Annotated in this window: 14 protein-coding genes; 7 read left to right on the top strand and 7 right to left on the bottom strand. The window is 61.4% G+C overall.

Features of this window, described 5'->3' with window-relative positions:
* Positions 1–79 precede the first annotated feature (79 nt).
* Genes AC0V6X_RS08870 through AC0V6X_RS08855 form a run of 4 tightly spaced genes read left to right on the top strand, consistent with a single transcriptional unit; the run spans position 80 to position 3,263 of the window.
* Positions 80–1,072 (top strand): cysteine desulfurase family protein, encoded by a 993-nt coding sequence (locus AC0V6X_RS08870; RefSeq protein ID WP_486184200.1) that lies wholly within the window; start codon positions 80–82, stop codon positions 1,070–1,072.
* Positions 1,069–2,148 (top strand): cysteine desulfurase family protein, encoded by a 1,080-nt coding sequence (locus AC0V6X_RS08865; RefSeq protein WP_486184199.1) that lies wholly within the window; start codon positions 1,069–1,071, stop codon positions 2,146–2,148. Before AC0V6X_RS08870 ends, AC0V6X_RS08865 begins: the two co-directional genes overlap by 4 nt.
* The gene (locus AC0V6X_RS08860) at positions 2,139–2,474 is read left to right on the top strand and encodes a 2Fe-2S iron-sulfur cluster-binding protein (RefSeq protein WP_486184198.1); all 336 of its coding nucleotides are present in this window, start codon (positions 2,139–2,141) and stop codon (positions 2,472–2,474) included. The genes AC0V6X_RS08865 and AC0V6X_RS08860 overlap by 10 nt, the downstream gene beginning before the upstream one ends.
* Positions 2,475–3,263 (top strand): ion transporter, encoded by a 789-nt coding sequence (locus AC0V6X_RS08855; RefSeq protein WP_486184197.1) that lies wholly within the window; start codon positions 2,475–2,477, stop codon positions 3,261–3,263. It abuts the gene before it with no gap.
* Between the two features lie 14 nt (positions 3,264–3,277).
* Here the strand turns inward: AC0V6X_RS08855 and AC0V6X_RS08850 are convergent, their stop codons facing one another.
* Positions 3,278–5,275, bottom strand: a complete 1,998-nt coding sequence (locus tag AC0V6X_RS08850) for an alpha/beta hydrolase family protein (RefSeq protein WP_486184196.1) — start codon at positions 5,273–5,275, stop codon at positions 3,278–3,280.
* Between the two features lie 280 nt (positions 5,276–5,555).
* Between AC0V6X_RS08850 and AC0V6X_RS08845 the strand changes: the two genes are divergently transcribed.
* Positions 5,556–6,821: an HD-GYP domain-containing protein gene (locus tag AC0V6X_RS08845; RefSeq protein ID WP_486184195.1), complete on the top strand. Its 1,266-nt coding sequence runs from the start codon at positions 5,556–5,558 to the stop codon at positions 6,819–6,821.
* Positions 6,822–6,908: 87 nt separating this feature from the next.
* Entirely contained in the window at positions 6,909–9,203 is a 2,295-nt protein-coding gene (parC, locus tag AC0V6X_RS08840; RefSeq protein ID WP_486184194.1) for a DNA topoisomerase IV subunit A, read from the top strand.
* A 234-nt stretch (positions 9,204–9,437) separates the two neighbouring features.
* Here parC and AC0V6X_RS08835 read toward each other — a convergent pair whose 3' ends face one another.
* The 6 genes from AC0V6X_RS08835 to AC0V6X_RS08810 form a co-directional block, all read right to left on the bottom strand.
* A complete protein-coding gene (locus AC0V6X_RS08835) occupies positions 9,438–9,980 on the bottom strand; it encodes a hypothetical protein (protein ID WP_486184193.1) in 543 nt (180 codons plus the stop codon).
* Positions 9,981–10,264: 284 nt separating this feature from the next.
* On the bottom strand, positions 10,265–11,443 hold the full coding sequence (locus AC0V6X_RS08830) for a CCA tRNA nucleotidyltransferase (RefSeq protein WP_486184192.1): 1,179 nt from the start codon (positions 11,441–11,443) through the stop codon (positions 10,265–10,267).
* Positions 11,444–11,482: 39 nt separating this feature from the next.
* On the bottom strand, positions 11,483–12,100 hold the full coding sequence (locus AC0V6X_RS08825; protein WP_486184191.1) for a CoA pyrophosphatase: 618 nt from the start codon (positions 12,098–12,100) through the stop codon (positions 11,483–11,485).
* On the bottom strand, positions 12,097–12,672 hold the full coding sequence (locus AC0V6X_RS08820; RefSeq protein ID WP_486184190.1) for a DUF1285 domain-containing protein: 576 nt from the start codon (positions 12,670–12,672) through the stop codon (positions 12,097–12,099). The genes AC0V6X_RS08825 and AC0V6X_RS08820 overlap by 4 nt, the downstream gene beginning before the upstream one ends.
* A gap of 168 nt (positions 12,673–12,840) precedes the next feature.
* Positions 12,841–13,386, bottom strand: coding sequence for a GNAT family N-acetyltransferase (locus AC0V6X_RS08815; RefSeq protein ID WP_486184189.1), 546 nt, complete (start codon positions 13,384–13,386; stop codon positions 12,841–12,843).
* A gap of 80 nt (positions 13,387–13,466) precedes the next feature.
* Positions 13,467–14,597 (bottom strand): PQQ-dependent sugar dehydrogenase, encoded by a 1,131-nt coding sequence (locus AC0V6X_RS08810; protein WP_486184188.1) that lies wholly within the window; start codon positions 14,595–14,597, stop codon positions 13,467–13,469.
* Between the two features lie 28 nt (positions 14,598–14,625).
* Here AC0V6X_RS08810 and AC0V6X_RS08805 point away from each other — a divergent pair, with 28 nt between their 5' ends.
* Positions 14,626–15,264 carry a ribonuclease HII gene (locus AC0V6X_RS08805; RefSeq protein WP_486185553.1) on the top strand — a complete coding sequence of 213 codons (639 nt, stop codon included), beginning with the start codon at positions 14,626–14,628 and terminating at the stop codon, positions 15,262–15,264.
* The last annotated feature ends 10 nt before the right edge of the window (positions 15,265–15,274 follow it).

Below are 15,274 nucleotides of genomic sequence, written 5' to 3'. Positions count from 1 at the left end.
TTGAGGGCTCTATATAGGGGGCACTTCTTATATGCAAATTATTGCAAATCGTTCTCAATAAGGCGCTTTTTGCCCCTCAATGGCCAAATCACGCATCTACCTCGATCACGCCGCGACTTCGCCCCTGCGCCCTGAGGCAAAGGCGGCGATGGAGGAGGGCTTTGCGCTGTGGGCGAACCCCTCTTCGCCGCATGGCGAGGGCCGAAAGGCGAAGAACGCGCTGGAGGATGCGCGCGATCGGATCAAACGGGCGCTCAAGTGGGACGGCGAGGTCATCTTCACCAGCGGCGCCAGCGAGGCGCTGTGGATTGCGCTTAACCGCAGCAAGGCCAAACGCCGGATCGTAAGCGCGGTCGAGCATGACGCGGTGTTTAGGGCGGCTGCGGATGCTCAGATTGTGTCCGATGACATTGCGTTCGGCGCAGGCGATTTGCTCGCGGTGCAGCACGTCAACTCGGAGACGGGGACCATGAACCCGGTCGACGAGATGGTGGCAAGCGTCAAGGATACTGGAACTATTGTCCTGTCGGATTGTGCGCAATCCGCAGGCAAATGGGACCTTCCCAAGGCCGACATGCTGGTGGTCTCTGCCCACAAGTTTGGAGGACCGATTGGCATCGGCGCGCTGCTGGTGCGCGACTTCAGTTTGCTTGAGCCGATGGGCGGGCATGAGCGTGGCTATCGTCAGGGGACCGAGAACCTGCCCGGAGCGCTCGGCATGGCGGCGGCTCTGAAGGCGGGCGAGTGGGTGACCACATCGGGTCAACGAGGCGCCTTCATTGAAAGCTTCGGCGACGCGGTGCTGAACTTTGGCGAGCAAAGCGATTACATCGCGGCGCTGACCCATCCCACTATTTCCGCGCAGGCTCTGCTGATCCGATTGGACGCGGCGGGATTTGCCGTGTCCGCAGGAAGCGCTTGCTCCTCCGGCACGCTCAAGAAAAGCCGGGTTCTCGATGCTTTCGGGGTGGAGGACGATGTCGCCGCTCGAACAATCCGTGTCAGCATGGGTTGGTCGACCACCCCCGAAGAACTGGAGCAATTCGCCGAAGCGTGGAGATCGCTCACATGATCTACCTCGACTACCAGGCCACAACACCGCTCGCCCCAGAAGCGCGTGACGCGATGATCCGGCATTTGGACGGGCCTGATGGCACAGGCTTTGGCAACCCGCATTCTCCGCACAAGCTCGGACGGCAGGCGCATGCGGCGATTGAAGCAGCACGGGAGAAAGTCGCAGGCCTCTTCCCGCCCGGCGGGCAGGTGATCTTCACGGGAGGCGCGACCGAGGCGCTCAATCTCGCGATCCGCGGAACCAGCGGTAAGGGCGCGGTTGCGTTCTCCGCCATCGAACATTCTGCGGTGGGCGACACAGCCCGCTCGGCAGGCGCACATGAGATCTTGAGCGTCGACAGCGAAGGCATTTGCGATCCTGAACAGGATATCACGGGCGCTCGGATGATCGCTGTCATGCAGGTCAATAACGAGATCGGCGTGATCCAGCCCACCGCCGACTGGCTCGCCCGAGCTCGAGAGACGGGCGCCTTGCTGCTGGTCGATGCGGTGCAGGCCTATGGCAAAGTTCCAGTTATGATGGCCGACCTCATCGCGGTCTCCGCCCACAAGTTTCACGGTCCCAAGGGCGTGGGCGCGCTTTGGGTCCGTGACGGGGTGGAGATTGCGGAGGTCCAGACCGGAGGCGGGCAGGAAGCAGGCCTCCGGTCCGGCACGCTCTCGCCCGCTCTGATCGCGGGGTTCGGCGCGGCGGCGGCTCTCGCCAGAGAGAGGATGGAAGAAGACGCAGCCCATGTCGAAGCCCTTTGGAACCACGCGCGTGAACTGTTCTCCGAATGGACCCTCAATGGCAGCGCAGACAGCCGCTGGCACGGTAACCTCAACATCCGCCGTGAAGGATTGGATGTCGCGCGCCTCTTAAGCGATTGCCGCGAAGTGATGTTCTCCGCCGGAAGTGCTTGCGCGAGCGGATCAGGACGGCCCAGCCATGTGCTCAAGGCCATCGGGCTCACGGACGCCGAGGCAAAAAGCTCTATCCGTTTGGGATTTGGACGTTACACAAGCCTCGAAGATATTGAACGCGCGGCCAAAATCATCAACGCCGCCGCCAAGGAGCAAGAGCAGTGGGGCTAAAGGTTACCTTCATCGACCCCAACGGCACCGCGCATGAATGCGAGGCTGAGGTCGGCGACAATTTGCTCAAAGTTGGCCAAGCAGCAGGAATGCCGTTGGAAGGGACTTGCGAAGGGCAGATGGCCTGCTCAACCTGCCACGTCATCGTTGCCGCCGAGTGGTTCGACAAACTGACCGAAGCCAGCGAGGAGGAAGAGGACATGCTCGACTTCGCCGCTGGCGCGCGTCGCACCTCGCGCCTGTCCTGCCAGATCGACCTAACCGAGGCGCTCGACGGACTGACCGTGAACGTGCCCACCGACAGCAATGATGCGAGCCGGATGTAAATGACCATGACACTGCTGGAAACATGGCGAGATCGCGCCAAAGCGCTTGTCGAATCCAAGGGATTTGAGCGCTTCATCGTCACCGTCATCGTCATCAATGCGATCGGACTGGGGATCGAGACCTCGCCGTGGGCGATGAGCTTTGTGGGCGGTGTGGTCCATATGCTCGACCAGATTGCGCTGGCGATCTTTGTGGTGGAGCTGGCGATCAAATTTTTCGCCTACCGTCTGTCCTTCTTCAAGAACGGGTGGAATGTCTTCGATCTGGTGATCGTTGGAATTGCGCTGGTCCCGGCGAGCCAGCAATTCTCCGTCCTGCGTGCCCTGCGCATCCTGCGTGCGCTGCGGCTTGTGTCGGTTGTGCCCAGCATGCGGCGGGTGATCGTCGGCCTGTTCCGCGCCATCCCCAGCATCGGCACGGTCATCGTGATGCTGCTGCTGCTGTTCTACATCAGCGCGGTGATGGCGACGAAGCTGTTCGGAGAGGCCTTTCCCGAATGGTTCGGCAATCTTGGCGCCTCGCTCTATTCGCTGTTCCAGATCATGACGCTGGAGAGCTGGTCCATGGGCATCGTGCGCCCGGTGATGGAGGTCTACCCCTACGCCTGGGCGTTCTTTGTGCCCTTCATCCTGATGACCAGCTTCATCGTCCTGAACCTTTTCATCGGTGTGATCGTGAACGCAATGTCCGAAGCCACGGACGAAGAAGCCCATGGCGAGCGCGAGGAAATCCTCGAACAGCTGCGGGCACTGCGCGAGGATGTCGCGGCCTTGCGCAAAGAGGGCTGATCCCTCGGAGCGAATTACTCGGCCCAAGAAGCGGGATTGTGCGTTTCCACCCAGCGCACTGCATTGCTCAGCATTTGCTGACGCGTAATCGACAGGGAGAGCCAGTGATCTTCTCCCTCCAGCGTGACGAGCTCATAGGGCTTGTCCGCATCGTCCAGCTTGTCCGCCATACGGTCGGAGTGCGAGTAGGGCACGACGGTGTCGTCGACGCCATGGATCAGCATGATTGGCGCATCGGCTTGGTCGGCGAGGCGGCGGGGTGAGACATCGTTCCACAGATCGGGATCACCCAGTTGTTCGCGCAGAGCCACTTTGGTCGTCCGGTCGCGGCCCGAGGCGCGGTAGTCCTCGCGATACATGTCGCGGATGTCGCTGACGCCGTTGACGGAGACTGCGCAGCGATAAATGCCTTGCTCGATCGTGACGCCTGCTAGGGCCGCATAGCCGCCATAGGATGCACCCACGATGCACGCGCGCGACGGATCGACGATGCCAGCCTCTGCCAGAGCCATCAGCCCGTCGGTCTTGTCGCTCTGCATCGCGCGGCCCCATTCGCCATAGCCAGCCTCTCGGAAGGCGGCGGTGCGGTTGGTGCTGCCTCGGAAGTTGGGTTGCCAGACGGCATATCCGCGCGAGGCGAAGGCCTGCGCCCACCAGTCAAAGGTCGGCCTGTCGGCGCTGTGCGGGCCGCCATGTGGCAGGACGACGACTGGCAGATTTACCGGCTCAACCCCCGGAGGCGTGGTCAGGATCCCGTCCATCTCCAGCCCGTCGCGCGCAGTGTATTCGAAGGTAGAGATTGGCCCCACATGCTCCGGTCCGATTGCCATCCGTTCATAGGCGAGCGCATTGGCCCTGTTGGTGCCGAGGTCGACTCCAAAATAGGTGCCTGAATCGCGGTTGCCACTGGTGCGGACAATCACGTCGCTGAGGTCGGAGGTCCAGCCCGACATCCAGCTTTCGTAGCTTGAAAAGGCCTTCCGAACCCGCTCGGCTTTATCCTGCAGATCAGGGTCGGCGAAGACGTGGCGCTCGTTCTCGTCCTCTCCGATAGTGTAACCCATCAACTGTCCGGTAGCGGGGTCGAAAAACAGGCGTTCGAAATCTGTGTCGTCGAGGAACGGTTCGGGCTCTCCCCCTTCGGAGCCGATGACATACCAGTTCGAGCCAAGCTCGCCGCGTTCAGTGAAGATGACCTTGCTTCCGTCGGTGTTCATGCCGACAAGGCTGACCGCGCCGCGTTCCTGTGTGCCTTCGGCGACCCGGTCCCGGTCGGCATTGCGAATGACCCAATCGCCCGAATTTTCATTCACATCCAGCGTGAAAGCGACCACGCCTTCCGCATCCACTACCCAGTCGCGCCAGTAGCCTGCGTTGGCCGCTTCTGAGACCTTCTCGATTTCGAAGTTCATCAAGTTGACTTTGAACAAATGTGGGCGGGCATGATCAAAGGTGTAGTTGCCGCCATTGATCCCGGTCATGGAATTGCGCCGATATTCGATCCCGCCGAAATAGCCGTAATAGGTGCCGCCTTCTTCGCGGATACCGTAATTGCCCAACACACCTGCGAAATAGCGCCGCTCACCGCCAAAGACCGAACCGCTGGCGGCATCGCCTGAGATTGCAAGCACCTGCGCGATCGAGGCTTCGTATTTGTCTGTTGTGAAATTTCTCGGCAGATCAATCGTCTGGCTGCTGACAAGCAGAACGCGGTCTTCTCCCACCCAGCGCAGGCTGCGGATCTTCATGTCGTCGACGCGTATGGCTGAGAGTGGCTTCTTATCTGGCCCAATTGCGAGCAGCATTCGATCGCCCTGAACCGTCGTGATGAACGCAACGCGGTCGCCGGATGGAGACATGGCGACCCGTTCCACATCGGGCAGCTTGCCGTATTCACTTAGAGGCAGAGGCGTGGGCGGTGCCGCTGTCTGGGCCGTGGCTATGGCTGCGGGCGAGAGAACGCAGCACGCAATCGCGGTGAGCATGCGGAAAACAGACAAACGAAAATGCATAAGGATTGCGACCACCCCCTGGCTCAATTGTGGCTGCTGACACTGCCAGAGCCCAAATAACAAAGCACCGAACACGTTCATATTGTTGACTTTAGCGCTCTGCAAGAGGGGCTACGGATAGTGTCCGCGCCGCGCGTCTGGTCCCAATGCCCTTGGCGCGAACCTCGCGACCATCAAGAGAAGCAAGGCATAGCTAACAGCTCGTTACACCTTCGCTAAGGGATTGGCCGGAGTGACCTGATCAGCCCCTGTTTGATCGTCTGTCTCTACGTGAAACCTCATGACCACTCGCGAGGCCCAACTGTCCGAGCGCACTCAGCGCAAGATTGCGCCCTGCGATATTGAACTTGGGATGTATGTCGTCTCCTTCGGCGGGTCTTGGTTCGATCATCCGTTTTGGCGCGGCAACTTCATGGTCACAACGGCCAAGGAGCGCGACAAGATTGCGCGATCTCGCGTGCAATTTGTCGAGATTGATGAAGCTTTGGGCGAGCCTGGTCAGCAATCTGCGCATGACGAAGCCGACATCGAACTGCCGGATGCATTGACGACGGAAGCGGCGGCCAGGCGCAAGCTGGCTATGAGTGCGTTGCGGTCGGTTCAGATGCAGGGCGCTCCTCGGCGCAAGGCCAAGGCAGTCCTTTCGCGCTCGCAACAGGCATTGCGGCAAATCTTCACCGACGTCTGGAACGGCTGGAAAGTCGAGCCGAAGGCGGTGGAGACGGTGCTGGATGATATCCTTGCAGAGGTGGAGGATGACCCCATCCTTCTGGTCAGTGTCGCGGAATTAAAGAGCTTTGACGATTACACCTATCTCCATTCGGTGGTGGTTTGCGCTCTGATGGCGTCAATCGCGAAACATCGGGGGCTTGAAGAAGATGAGGTGCGCGAACTGGCCGTCGCCGGCCTGTTGCACGACATTGGCAAGATCAAGATTCCCGATGATGTGCTGAACAAGCCGGGCCGACTTACAGATGACGAATATGAACAGGTCAAACATCATGCCCAGCATGGCTTTGATTTGCTGAGCGATTCCCTCGCCATTCCCAAGCTGGCGCCCGATGTCTGCCTACATCATCACGAAAGGGTGGATGGGAAGGGCTATCCGCTAGGGCTTGCGGGCGAAGACATACCAGTTGCCGCGCGAATGGGGGCGGTGTGTGACGTCTTCGATGCGCTGATCTCGCCGCGCCCTTACAAGCCTGCGATGAGCCATCAGGAAGCGCTGACACAGATGTGGAGCTGGCAGGGGCATTTCGATCGCGCAAGTCTGGTCGACCTGATGATGGTAATGCACACCTTTGCGAGAGGCGCGTTGCTGCGTTTGTCCGATGACACTCTTGCGGTGGCGCTTGAGATGGACCCGCGCTCAAAATCGGTCCGCGCTCTGAGGATTTACTCCGTTCCCGAACAGAGCCTGATTGCTCCTCAGGAGGTTCAAATCGAGCATCGCAGCCGCGAATTGCAGGTGGTGGCGGTCGAGCGTCCGGAGGATTGGGGTCTGTCCGATTGGGAAGGCGACGTCGCCCTTACTGCCGGTCCATAGTCCAAACGGCGACGCATAAGACATTTTGCCAATTTGACTGTGGAAACACCTCTCCCTGCAAGCCCCGCGTCTTGCTAAGCGGGTGGGATGTCCGACACCACCACCACTCCCGATGATTCTGATGAGTTCGACGCGATTGTCGATGCTCCCTTCGACGCCGCATTGTCAGAGCGGTATCTGGTCTATGCGCTCTCGACCATTACGGCGCGCTCGCTGCCTGACCTGCGCGATGGATTGAAACCGGTTCACCGGCGTTTGCTGTGGACCATGCGGCAGCTCAAATTGTCGCCCGACAGCACCTACAAGAAGAGCGCGCGCGTCGTGGGTGAGGTGATCGGTAAATACCACCCGCATGGCGACACGGCCGCTTATGATGCGATGGTCCGCCTCGCTCAGGATTTCTCGCTGCGCTATCCGCTGGTGCAGGGGCAGGGGAACTTCGGAAATGTCGATGGCGATAACGCCGCAGCCTACCGCTACACCGAAGCGCGCCTGACCAAGACCGCGATCCAGCTGATGGATGGCCTCGACGCCGGCACCGTCGACTTCATCCCGACCTATAATGGTGAAGAGCAAGAGCCCGAGCTGATGCCCGGCCTGTTTCCCAACCTGCTGGGCAACGGGGCGAGCGGCATTGCGGTCGGGATGGCGACCAACATCCCCTCCCACAATGTCGCCGAGGTGATCGACGCGACGCTGGAGCTGATCGACAATCCGCATGCGACCCATGAGCAACTGATGGAGATTATGCCGGGGCCGGACTTTGCAACCGGAGGCCAGCTGGTCGACAGCGCTGAGGTCCTGTCCGAAGCCTATCGCACCGGGCGCGGGTCGTTCCGCCTGCGCGGTGTCTTCCATGCGCCTGAGGCTGAGAAGGCAGAAGATCAGACGCTCGGTATTGAGCGGCTCGGCGGTGGGCAATGGCAGCTCGTCATTTCCGAAATCCCCTACCAGGTCGCCAAAGGCAAACTGATCGAGCAGATCGCGCAGGCGATTGCCGACAAGAAGCTGCCGATCCTCGAAGACGTGCGCGACGAGAGTGATGAGAGCATCCGCATCGTTCTCGTCCCGCGCTCGCGCAATGTCGATCCGGAGCTGCTCAAAGAGAGTATCTTCAAGCTGACCGACATGGAAACCCGTTTCGGTCTCAACATGAACGTGCTGGATGCGACCCGCACGCCGATGGTTATGGGGCTGAAAGAGCTGCTCCAGAACTGGACCGCCGCGCAGATCGAGATTCTCCAGCGCCGCACGCAGCACCGGCTCGACCAGATCGCCCGGCGGTTGGAGCTGGTCGAAGGCTACATCATCACCTTCCTCAACCTCGACCGTGTGATCGAGATCATCCGGTATGAGGATGAGCCCAAGAAGGTCCTGATCGCCGAATTCGACCTTTCAGACCGCCAGGCCGAAGCGATCCTCGACACCCGCCTGCGGAGTTTGCGCAAGCTTGAGGAAATGAAGCTGCGTGACGAGAAAGCGGCTTTGCTGGAGGAGCAAGAGGAGCTGGAGAAACTGCTCGGCAGCCCGGCACGCCAGCGCACCCGGCTCAAGAAAGACCTGCGCACGCTTCGCAAGGATTATGCCGAGGAAACGGCTCTCGGCGCGCGTCGCACAAAGATCGAGGAAGCTGCGCCTGCGGTCGAATTCAGCATGGACGCGATGATCGAGAAAGAGCCGATCACCGTGATCCTTTCCCAAAAGGGCTGGATCCGCGCCGCGAAAGGCCATGTCGATCTAGGCCAAGAATTCAAATATAAGGAGGGCGACGCGCTGGCATATATCCTCCATGCGCAGACCACCGACAAGCTGCTGATCGCGGCGGCGAACGGGCGGTTCTATACGCTCGGCTGCGACAAGCTGCCGGGCGCGCGCGGGTTTGGAGAGCCGGTGCGCACGATGATCGACCTGGAGGCGGATACCAGTATCGCCAAGATGCTCGTCCACAAGCCGGGCGGCAGGCTGCTGCTCGCCTCCAGCAACGGCAAGGGCTTCCTCGCCGAAACCGCAGAGCTGCTGGCCGAGACCAAAAAGGGCAAGCAGGTCGTCAACCTCAAAGGCGACGCCAAGCTGCAAGTGATCCGCGAAGTGCCCGAAGGCCACGATCACGTCGCGGCAGTCGGCGACAATCGCAAGCTCATCGTCTTCAACCTTGAAGAGATGCCGGTCATGGCCAAGGGGCAAGGCGTGATGCTGCAACGCTACCGCGACGGCGGGCTTAGCGATGCTACGACCTTTGTCCTGGGCGAGGGTCTGAGCTGGCAGATGGGCGGCTCAGGCGAGCGCACGCGGACAGCGGACGACATCCACATGTGGAAGGTCGCACGCGGAGCCGCAGGTCGCTTGCCGCCACAGGGCTTCCCTAAGAATAATCGATTCTAGTTTGCGCACGCCCATCCGGGCGCGCTTCCTCGACGCTGTTCTTCCCTCGCTTCGCTCAGTCAGGCGTCTGCGGGGCGGCCGCGTGGCCTTGCGGACCCTTACGGGTCCGATTGAGCGTAGCTCGAAACATGGATCGCTCATCCAACAAAAAACCGCGACTGCCACTGGGCAATCGCGGTCCTTTGTCATGGCGCCAATCCTGAAGGGGGAGCGGCGCCCAACAATTAGGGTGGCTTAGCCGCCCTGTACTGCAGCCATGATCTGCTCGAGGCTCGCAAGCGCCATCAGCTGGCCATCGGCATCGACTGCAAAGTAATCACGCGGAAGGGTAATCAGACCGGCTTCGTCGTTGGTCACAACCACATTGCCGTCGATCAGATCGCTCACAGTGCCCAGCGCCATTGCGTCATTGGTGACGACCGGAGCGCCGACAACCAGAGCGGCGTCAAGTTTCGCGGCGGCTTCGGCTTCAGCAGCGGCCCGCGCTTCAGCAGCAGCAGCTTCTTGCTGAGCAACTTGTGCGTCCATCATGCCGTTGATCTGGGCCTGAGTCGCAGCAACAGTCCACTTGCCTTCGACTTCACCCACAGCGCCAGCGGGGAGCGGCGCAGAGTGCTTGCCGGTGTCGACCGTGACGGTGGTGCCGTCATTGGCGGTGACAGTGCCAATAGGGTTACCGTCATTGCCAAATACCGTCATGCCAACGTCTTGTGCGTTTGCGGCGAACGGGGTGACGGCCATTGCGGTGGCCAGGATAGCAATCTTAGCAAATTTCATGATTTGGTATTCTCCAGTTTCGTGTCAGCCCTATGTGCACCGCCGAATTTGAGAGGGCAGCGCGCGCATGCAGAACGTGAGTGCCCAACCCCGAGACGCTGGTTAAAGCGTCAAGCCGTAGAGGCAGTCCAACAGCGATGGAAACGCGTTGACAGACGCCCTCTGGCAAAACCAACGGACGTCAAGCGCGACGGTTCCCTAAAGAGCGCCGCTGCAAATGACAAGTCAGCGCCTTGTGATCGTGTTGTAGGAGATGATGCGTGAAGCGGACCTTAACGTAAGCGTCAGCCTTGATTGAGTTCCTCGTCGAGCAATTGCTCGATCCGATGCTCGCCCGGAAAGCCCTCTTCCACCCAGCGTTTTTCGATCCGCTGCAGCGTGCGCGCAACGTCGGGGCCGGCGGCCACACCGCGCTTGACGATGGCTCCGCCCTTGAGAGGGAATCTGGGCGGTTCCCATCCGGCAAGCACGCCTGTGTCCTCGCCCAGCAGGAGCAAGCGGTCGATGGCGAGCGGGACGGTAACGGCATAAGCAAGGGCGCGCGGGTTGGCCGCGTCGCTCTCCAACCGCTCAGAGGCATTGATAAGCCGCGCGCGCTGCGCCTTGGAGAGCCGCAAGCGCGCCGCCACATCCTCCGCCACATCGGGTGAGGGCGGGAGGAGCGCAGCGAGGCGCCGGATTGGATCGGGCGCGTGCTCTTGAGCGGCCTCTTGCGCGATCAGCTGGCCGAGCGCCTCGATATGGCAGCGTTTGGCTTCGGGCAGGATCACCGGCAGCACGCCCCGTTCCTCCATCCGCGCGGCGGTCGCTTTGGGGTTGGGCAGGGCTAGTAGGCGCAGCAGTTCATCCGAGACACGCTCGCGGCTGAGACCTTTGAGCGTTGCTGCGAGGTCAGAGCAGGCATCCTCGGCCACCTCGTCCAATTCAGCCCCAAAGCGGGCTTGGAACCGGTAATATCGCAGGATCCGCAAGTGATCCTCGGCGATGCGTTGGCGGGCGTCTCCGATGAAACGGACTCGGCGCTGCTCTAGGTCGGCAAGACCTCCGAAATAGTCGGAGATTTCGAGGGTCTCTGGATGGGCGTAGAGCGCGTTGATCGTGAAGTCGCGCCGGGCGGCATCGTCGCGCCACTCGGTTGCGAAGGCTATCGTCGCGCGCCTGCCATCGGTCGCGACATCGCGGCGCAAGGTCGTGATCTCGACAGTTCCGTCTTTGAGCAGAGCGGTGACGGTGCCGTGGTCGATGCCAGTGGGAATGGTGCGGATGCCCGCCTGTTTGCACAGGTCGATGACTTTGTCCGGTGTATGCGTCGTCGCGCAGTCAATGTCGCGCACCTCAGCACCGAGCAGCGTGTCGCGCACTGCGCCGCCGACCCAGCGCATATGCTCCGCGCCCAAAGCCGCCACCAATGTGGCAAGCCCTTCGCGCTTGGGCCAATCCGCTGATGCCAGTGCCGTTTCCATAACGTCCCCGCTACACAAAAGCTGCTGGTCTCGACAAGCTCAGGACGCGCGGGAGTCGAGGGAAAGTGCCTCTGCATCGATCCGCTTGGCCAGATTGGCGATGATCGCTGCGGTGACGCCCCAGATGCGAAAGCCCTCATAATCCATGTCGAGATAGCGTCGGTCGCGCCCGCGCCAGAACACTTGCTGGCTGGTCCAACTGCCGGGATCGAGCAGCAGGTCGAGCGGCGCTTCGAACCAGGCTTCAACCTCGCTAGGGCTGGGGGTAAGGGGCAGGTCGGGCGGCACCACGGCAAGGACGGGCGTGACGACAAAGCCGGTGCCGGTTTCGTACAGGTCGGTTGTGCCGATGACACGCACTTGGTCGCGGGGCAGAGCTAGCTCCTCCTCAGCCTCACGCAAGGCGGCGGTGATGGCGTCTTCGCCTGCGTCGATCTTGCCACCGGGAAAGGCGACTTGGCCCGGATGATCGCGCATATCCTTGGGCCGCTGGGTGAGGATGACGGTCGGCTCTGGCCGGTCCACGACAGCGATCAGCACAGCCGCTGGCGTGCGGCGCGACCCATCGGCAAGCTCGGCATCGGTGAGCAGGCCGTCGACATCGCGCGCATGGCCCGCCTTATAAAGAGCGCTCAATCGGTCGAACAGGTTGTTCAACCTTCCTTACCCTGACCCTTAAGAGCGAAGACCGCGCCTTGGCTGGAGACGATCCAGTCGCCGGTTTCCTCCGCTCCGCCTGTCTCCATCGCGATCTCAGCCAGCTGAGTATAGGTTGAACGGTTGAGCCGCGCCTCACACCCGCGCCGCACATGGAGGTAGATTGCAGGCGTGTCGGGGTCGCCTGCGACGCGAAGCGCATTGTCCGGCCCTGCCACGACCAGATCATCGGTGTTGAGGCGGAAGGCGAGGTCGCCCTCGCTCACCACGCAATCGACCGCGATGAAGGCGGCGTCTTCCACTTCGATGGTGAGCTTTTCGAACGGCGTCACAAGCCAGTGCTGGCCTGCCTCATCGCGGGTGAGCAATCCTGAAAACGCGCGCACCATAGCGGGACGATGGATCGGGCTGCCCTCGTGAAACCAGGTGCCGTCCGCCGCAATCCGCATGGCGCTATCGCCCGTTTGCTGCGGAGCCCAGCCTTCAACCGGCGGCAATTTGCGCTGCGCCACTTGCTCAGCGATTTCGGCAAGGGTCAGTTCGGCGAGATAGGGTGGCGGTTCGTAAGGCATTGCTTTTGTGGAGATGGCAGATGTGCTTGTGAGAGGGAAGGGTGTCTTTGTTTGTGATCGCCCATCCGGGCGATCTCCTCGGTGCAGCTCCTCCGCTTCGCTACGGTGCACCTGCGGACGCGCGGTCGCGCTTGCGGTCGCAGATGCGACCGTAGCCATCGAAAATCACTACGCTTCTGGGGAGACACTTCCCCATGGGCCAAGCATACCTTCCGCTGGCATGGCGGCCAGTGCAGACCCGCGCGCAAGAAGCCGCTTCGGCTCATAGGGGCCTGGACAGCGCCAGCCGCCGGTCGCCGCTGCGCTGAAACCCCAGCGGCCGTAATATTCGACATCGCCGATCAGGACCTGCGCGAGCGGGGGAGCGCCCTCTGCTGCCATCCGCGTCTCAGCCTCCAGCATCGCGGCCATCAGCCCGATGCCAAAGCCTTCGCTCTGCCGCTCCGGCACGACGGCCACCGGTCCGACCATGACGAGCGGAACGGGGCGGCCCTCTGGATCAATGAGCGCAACGGGAAAGCACTGGATCGTGCCGACCAGCATTTCCTCTGCATCGAGCACCGCAAAGCTCATCGCATCAAGCGCCTCCATCCCGGCGCGAATGCGGTATGCGGTGCGCGCATGGCGGTCAGGTCCGAAGGCACGGTCGAGCAGAGCCTCGACCATGTCCGGTTCAACCGCGCTCAGCGGGATCAAGGTGGCAGTATCGTCCATCGCAGCGGCGCGCTTAGGGCGCGCAAGACCGCTTGTCGACCGATTAGAGATTGCTCTCCGCAAAGGAGAGCTTCTCCTGCCTACATGCTCATCTTGTAGATCGCGCCCTCATCGGTCGCGACCCAGATCGATCCGTCGGGGGCGACATCCAACGAACGCGCGCGGCCTTCGATGGCATGCCGAGCGGTCTCCGTCGCTTCTTCGCCATTGATCTCTACCTGCACGATGGAGCCGGAAAGGCCTGCAATCAGCGCATCGCCCTGCCAATCGGCAAACATGTCGCCATCGTAGAACAGCATGTCACCGGGCGCGATCACTGGGGTCCATGTGATGGCGGGCTTGTTGAAGCCATCATCCTCGGTGTGATCAGGGATCGGGCGGCCGTCATAATGCTCTCCGTATGAGCGGGTCGGCCATCCGTAATTGGCAGCCTCGGCCACGAGGTTCAGCTCGTCTCCGCCCGCCGGACCGTGCTCGACATCCCACAGGCGTCCTTGCGCGTCGAAATCCATGCCCAGAATGTTGCGGTGGCCATAGGACCAGATCTCTGGCGTCACACCGCCTTGATCGGCGAAGGGATTGCCAGCTGCCGGGGTGCCATCGAGGTTGAGACGGACAATAGTACCAAGCGTGTTGGTGTTGTCCTGAGCGGGTTCCAGCTTTTGCCGGTCGCCACTGGCGATGAACATATATTGCTCATCCGGCGAGAAGGAGATGCGGTGCGAATAGTGTCCGCGGCCTGTCACTTTCGGGGCCTGACGCCATACCACGTCGAGCCCTTCGATGGCGCACTCTGTCCAGGCGTCATCGCAAACCAATTGCCCGCGTCCAACGACAGCGCCGCGCGTCTCGCCATCTGAGCCGAATTCCGCCCAGCTGAGATAGATGGTGCGCGTCTCGATCTGGTCTGCCTCGCTTTCAAGGAAGGCCACATCGCCAAATCCGCCTTGGCCGCCATAGGCGACCTCTGGCACACCGCTGACCTCTAGAGTGTCACCGGTTTGGGTGTTCATCAGCTTGAGCGCGCCTTCCTTCTCCGTGATCGCGAGGATGGGGCTGCCCGGCAGAAACTCAATCGCCCAAGGACGATCAAAGCTGCCCTGCTGGGTGATGGTTAGCTCACCGACCGGCGCGGTAGTCTCGCTTTCCCCACTTTCTGCGGTGGCGCAGCTTGCGAGAACGAGGGCGGGGAGGGACAAGGCGGTGGCCATGATGCGTGGCGATTTTGTGAAGTTGGTCATGGTGCAAGAAACTCCGGAAGCTAAACTTGGTGCCCAACAGCCCGCAAAAAATCCCGTGATAATCGGGGTCGATGAAGCCGGACGCGGACCGTTGGCGGGGCCGGTTGTGGCCGCCGCCGTGGTCTTGGGAAGCGCGCTACCCAAAGGCGTGGCAGATTCCAAGACGCTTTCAGCCAAGCGCCGCGCGAAGCTCGACGAACAACTGCGCGAGGGCTGCCAATGGGCGGTCGCGGTGGTGGAACCGGATGAGATCGACCGGGTCAACATCTTCCAAGCCACCATGCTGGCGATGACGCGCTGTGTGGGGGATCTGACCGCCAAGCTCGACACGCCCGTCAAAACCGTCCTCATCGACGGTAATCAGACACCGGAGCGTCGCTGTGCAGATTGGGTCTGGCCCGCACGCGCAATCGTGGGCGGAGACGGATCAGAGGCGTGCATTGGCGCTGCCTCCATCATCGCCAAGGAATGGCGCGACCGCCTGATGATAGCGGCTGCCAAGGATCACCCCGAATTCGGCTGGGAACGCAATAAGGGCTATGGAACCAAGGAGCATATGGAGGCGTTGCGCGTGCATGGACCAACCCCCTTGCACCGCCAAAGTTTCGGCCCGGTGGCTCAGGCTTCGCTATTCTAGCTCTACGTTT

The sequence above is a fragment of the Erythrobacter sp. S267 genome (assembly GCF_057365045.1).
This window is presented reverse-complemented; position numbering and strand designations above follow the sequence as displayed.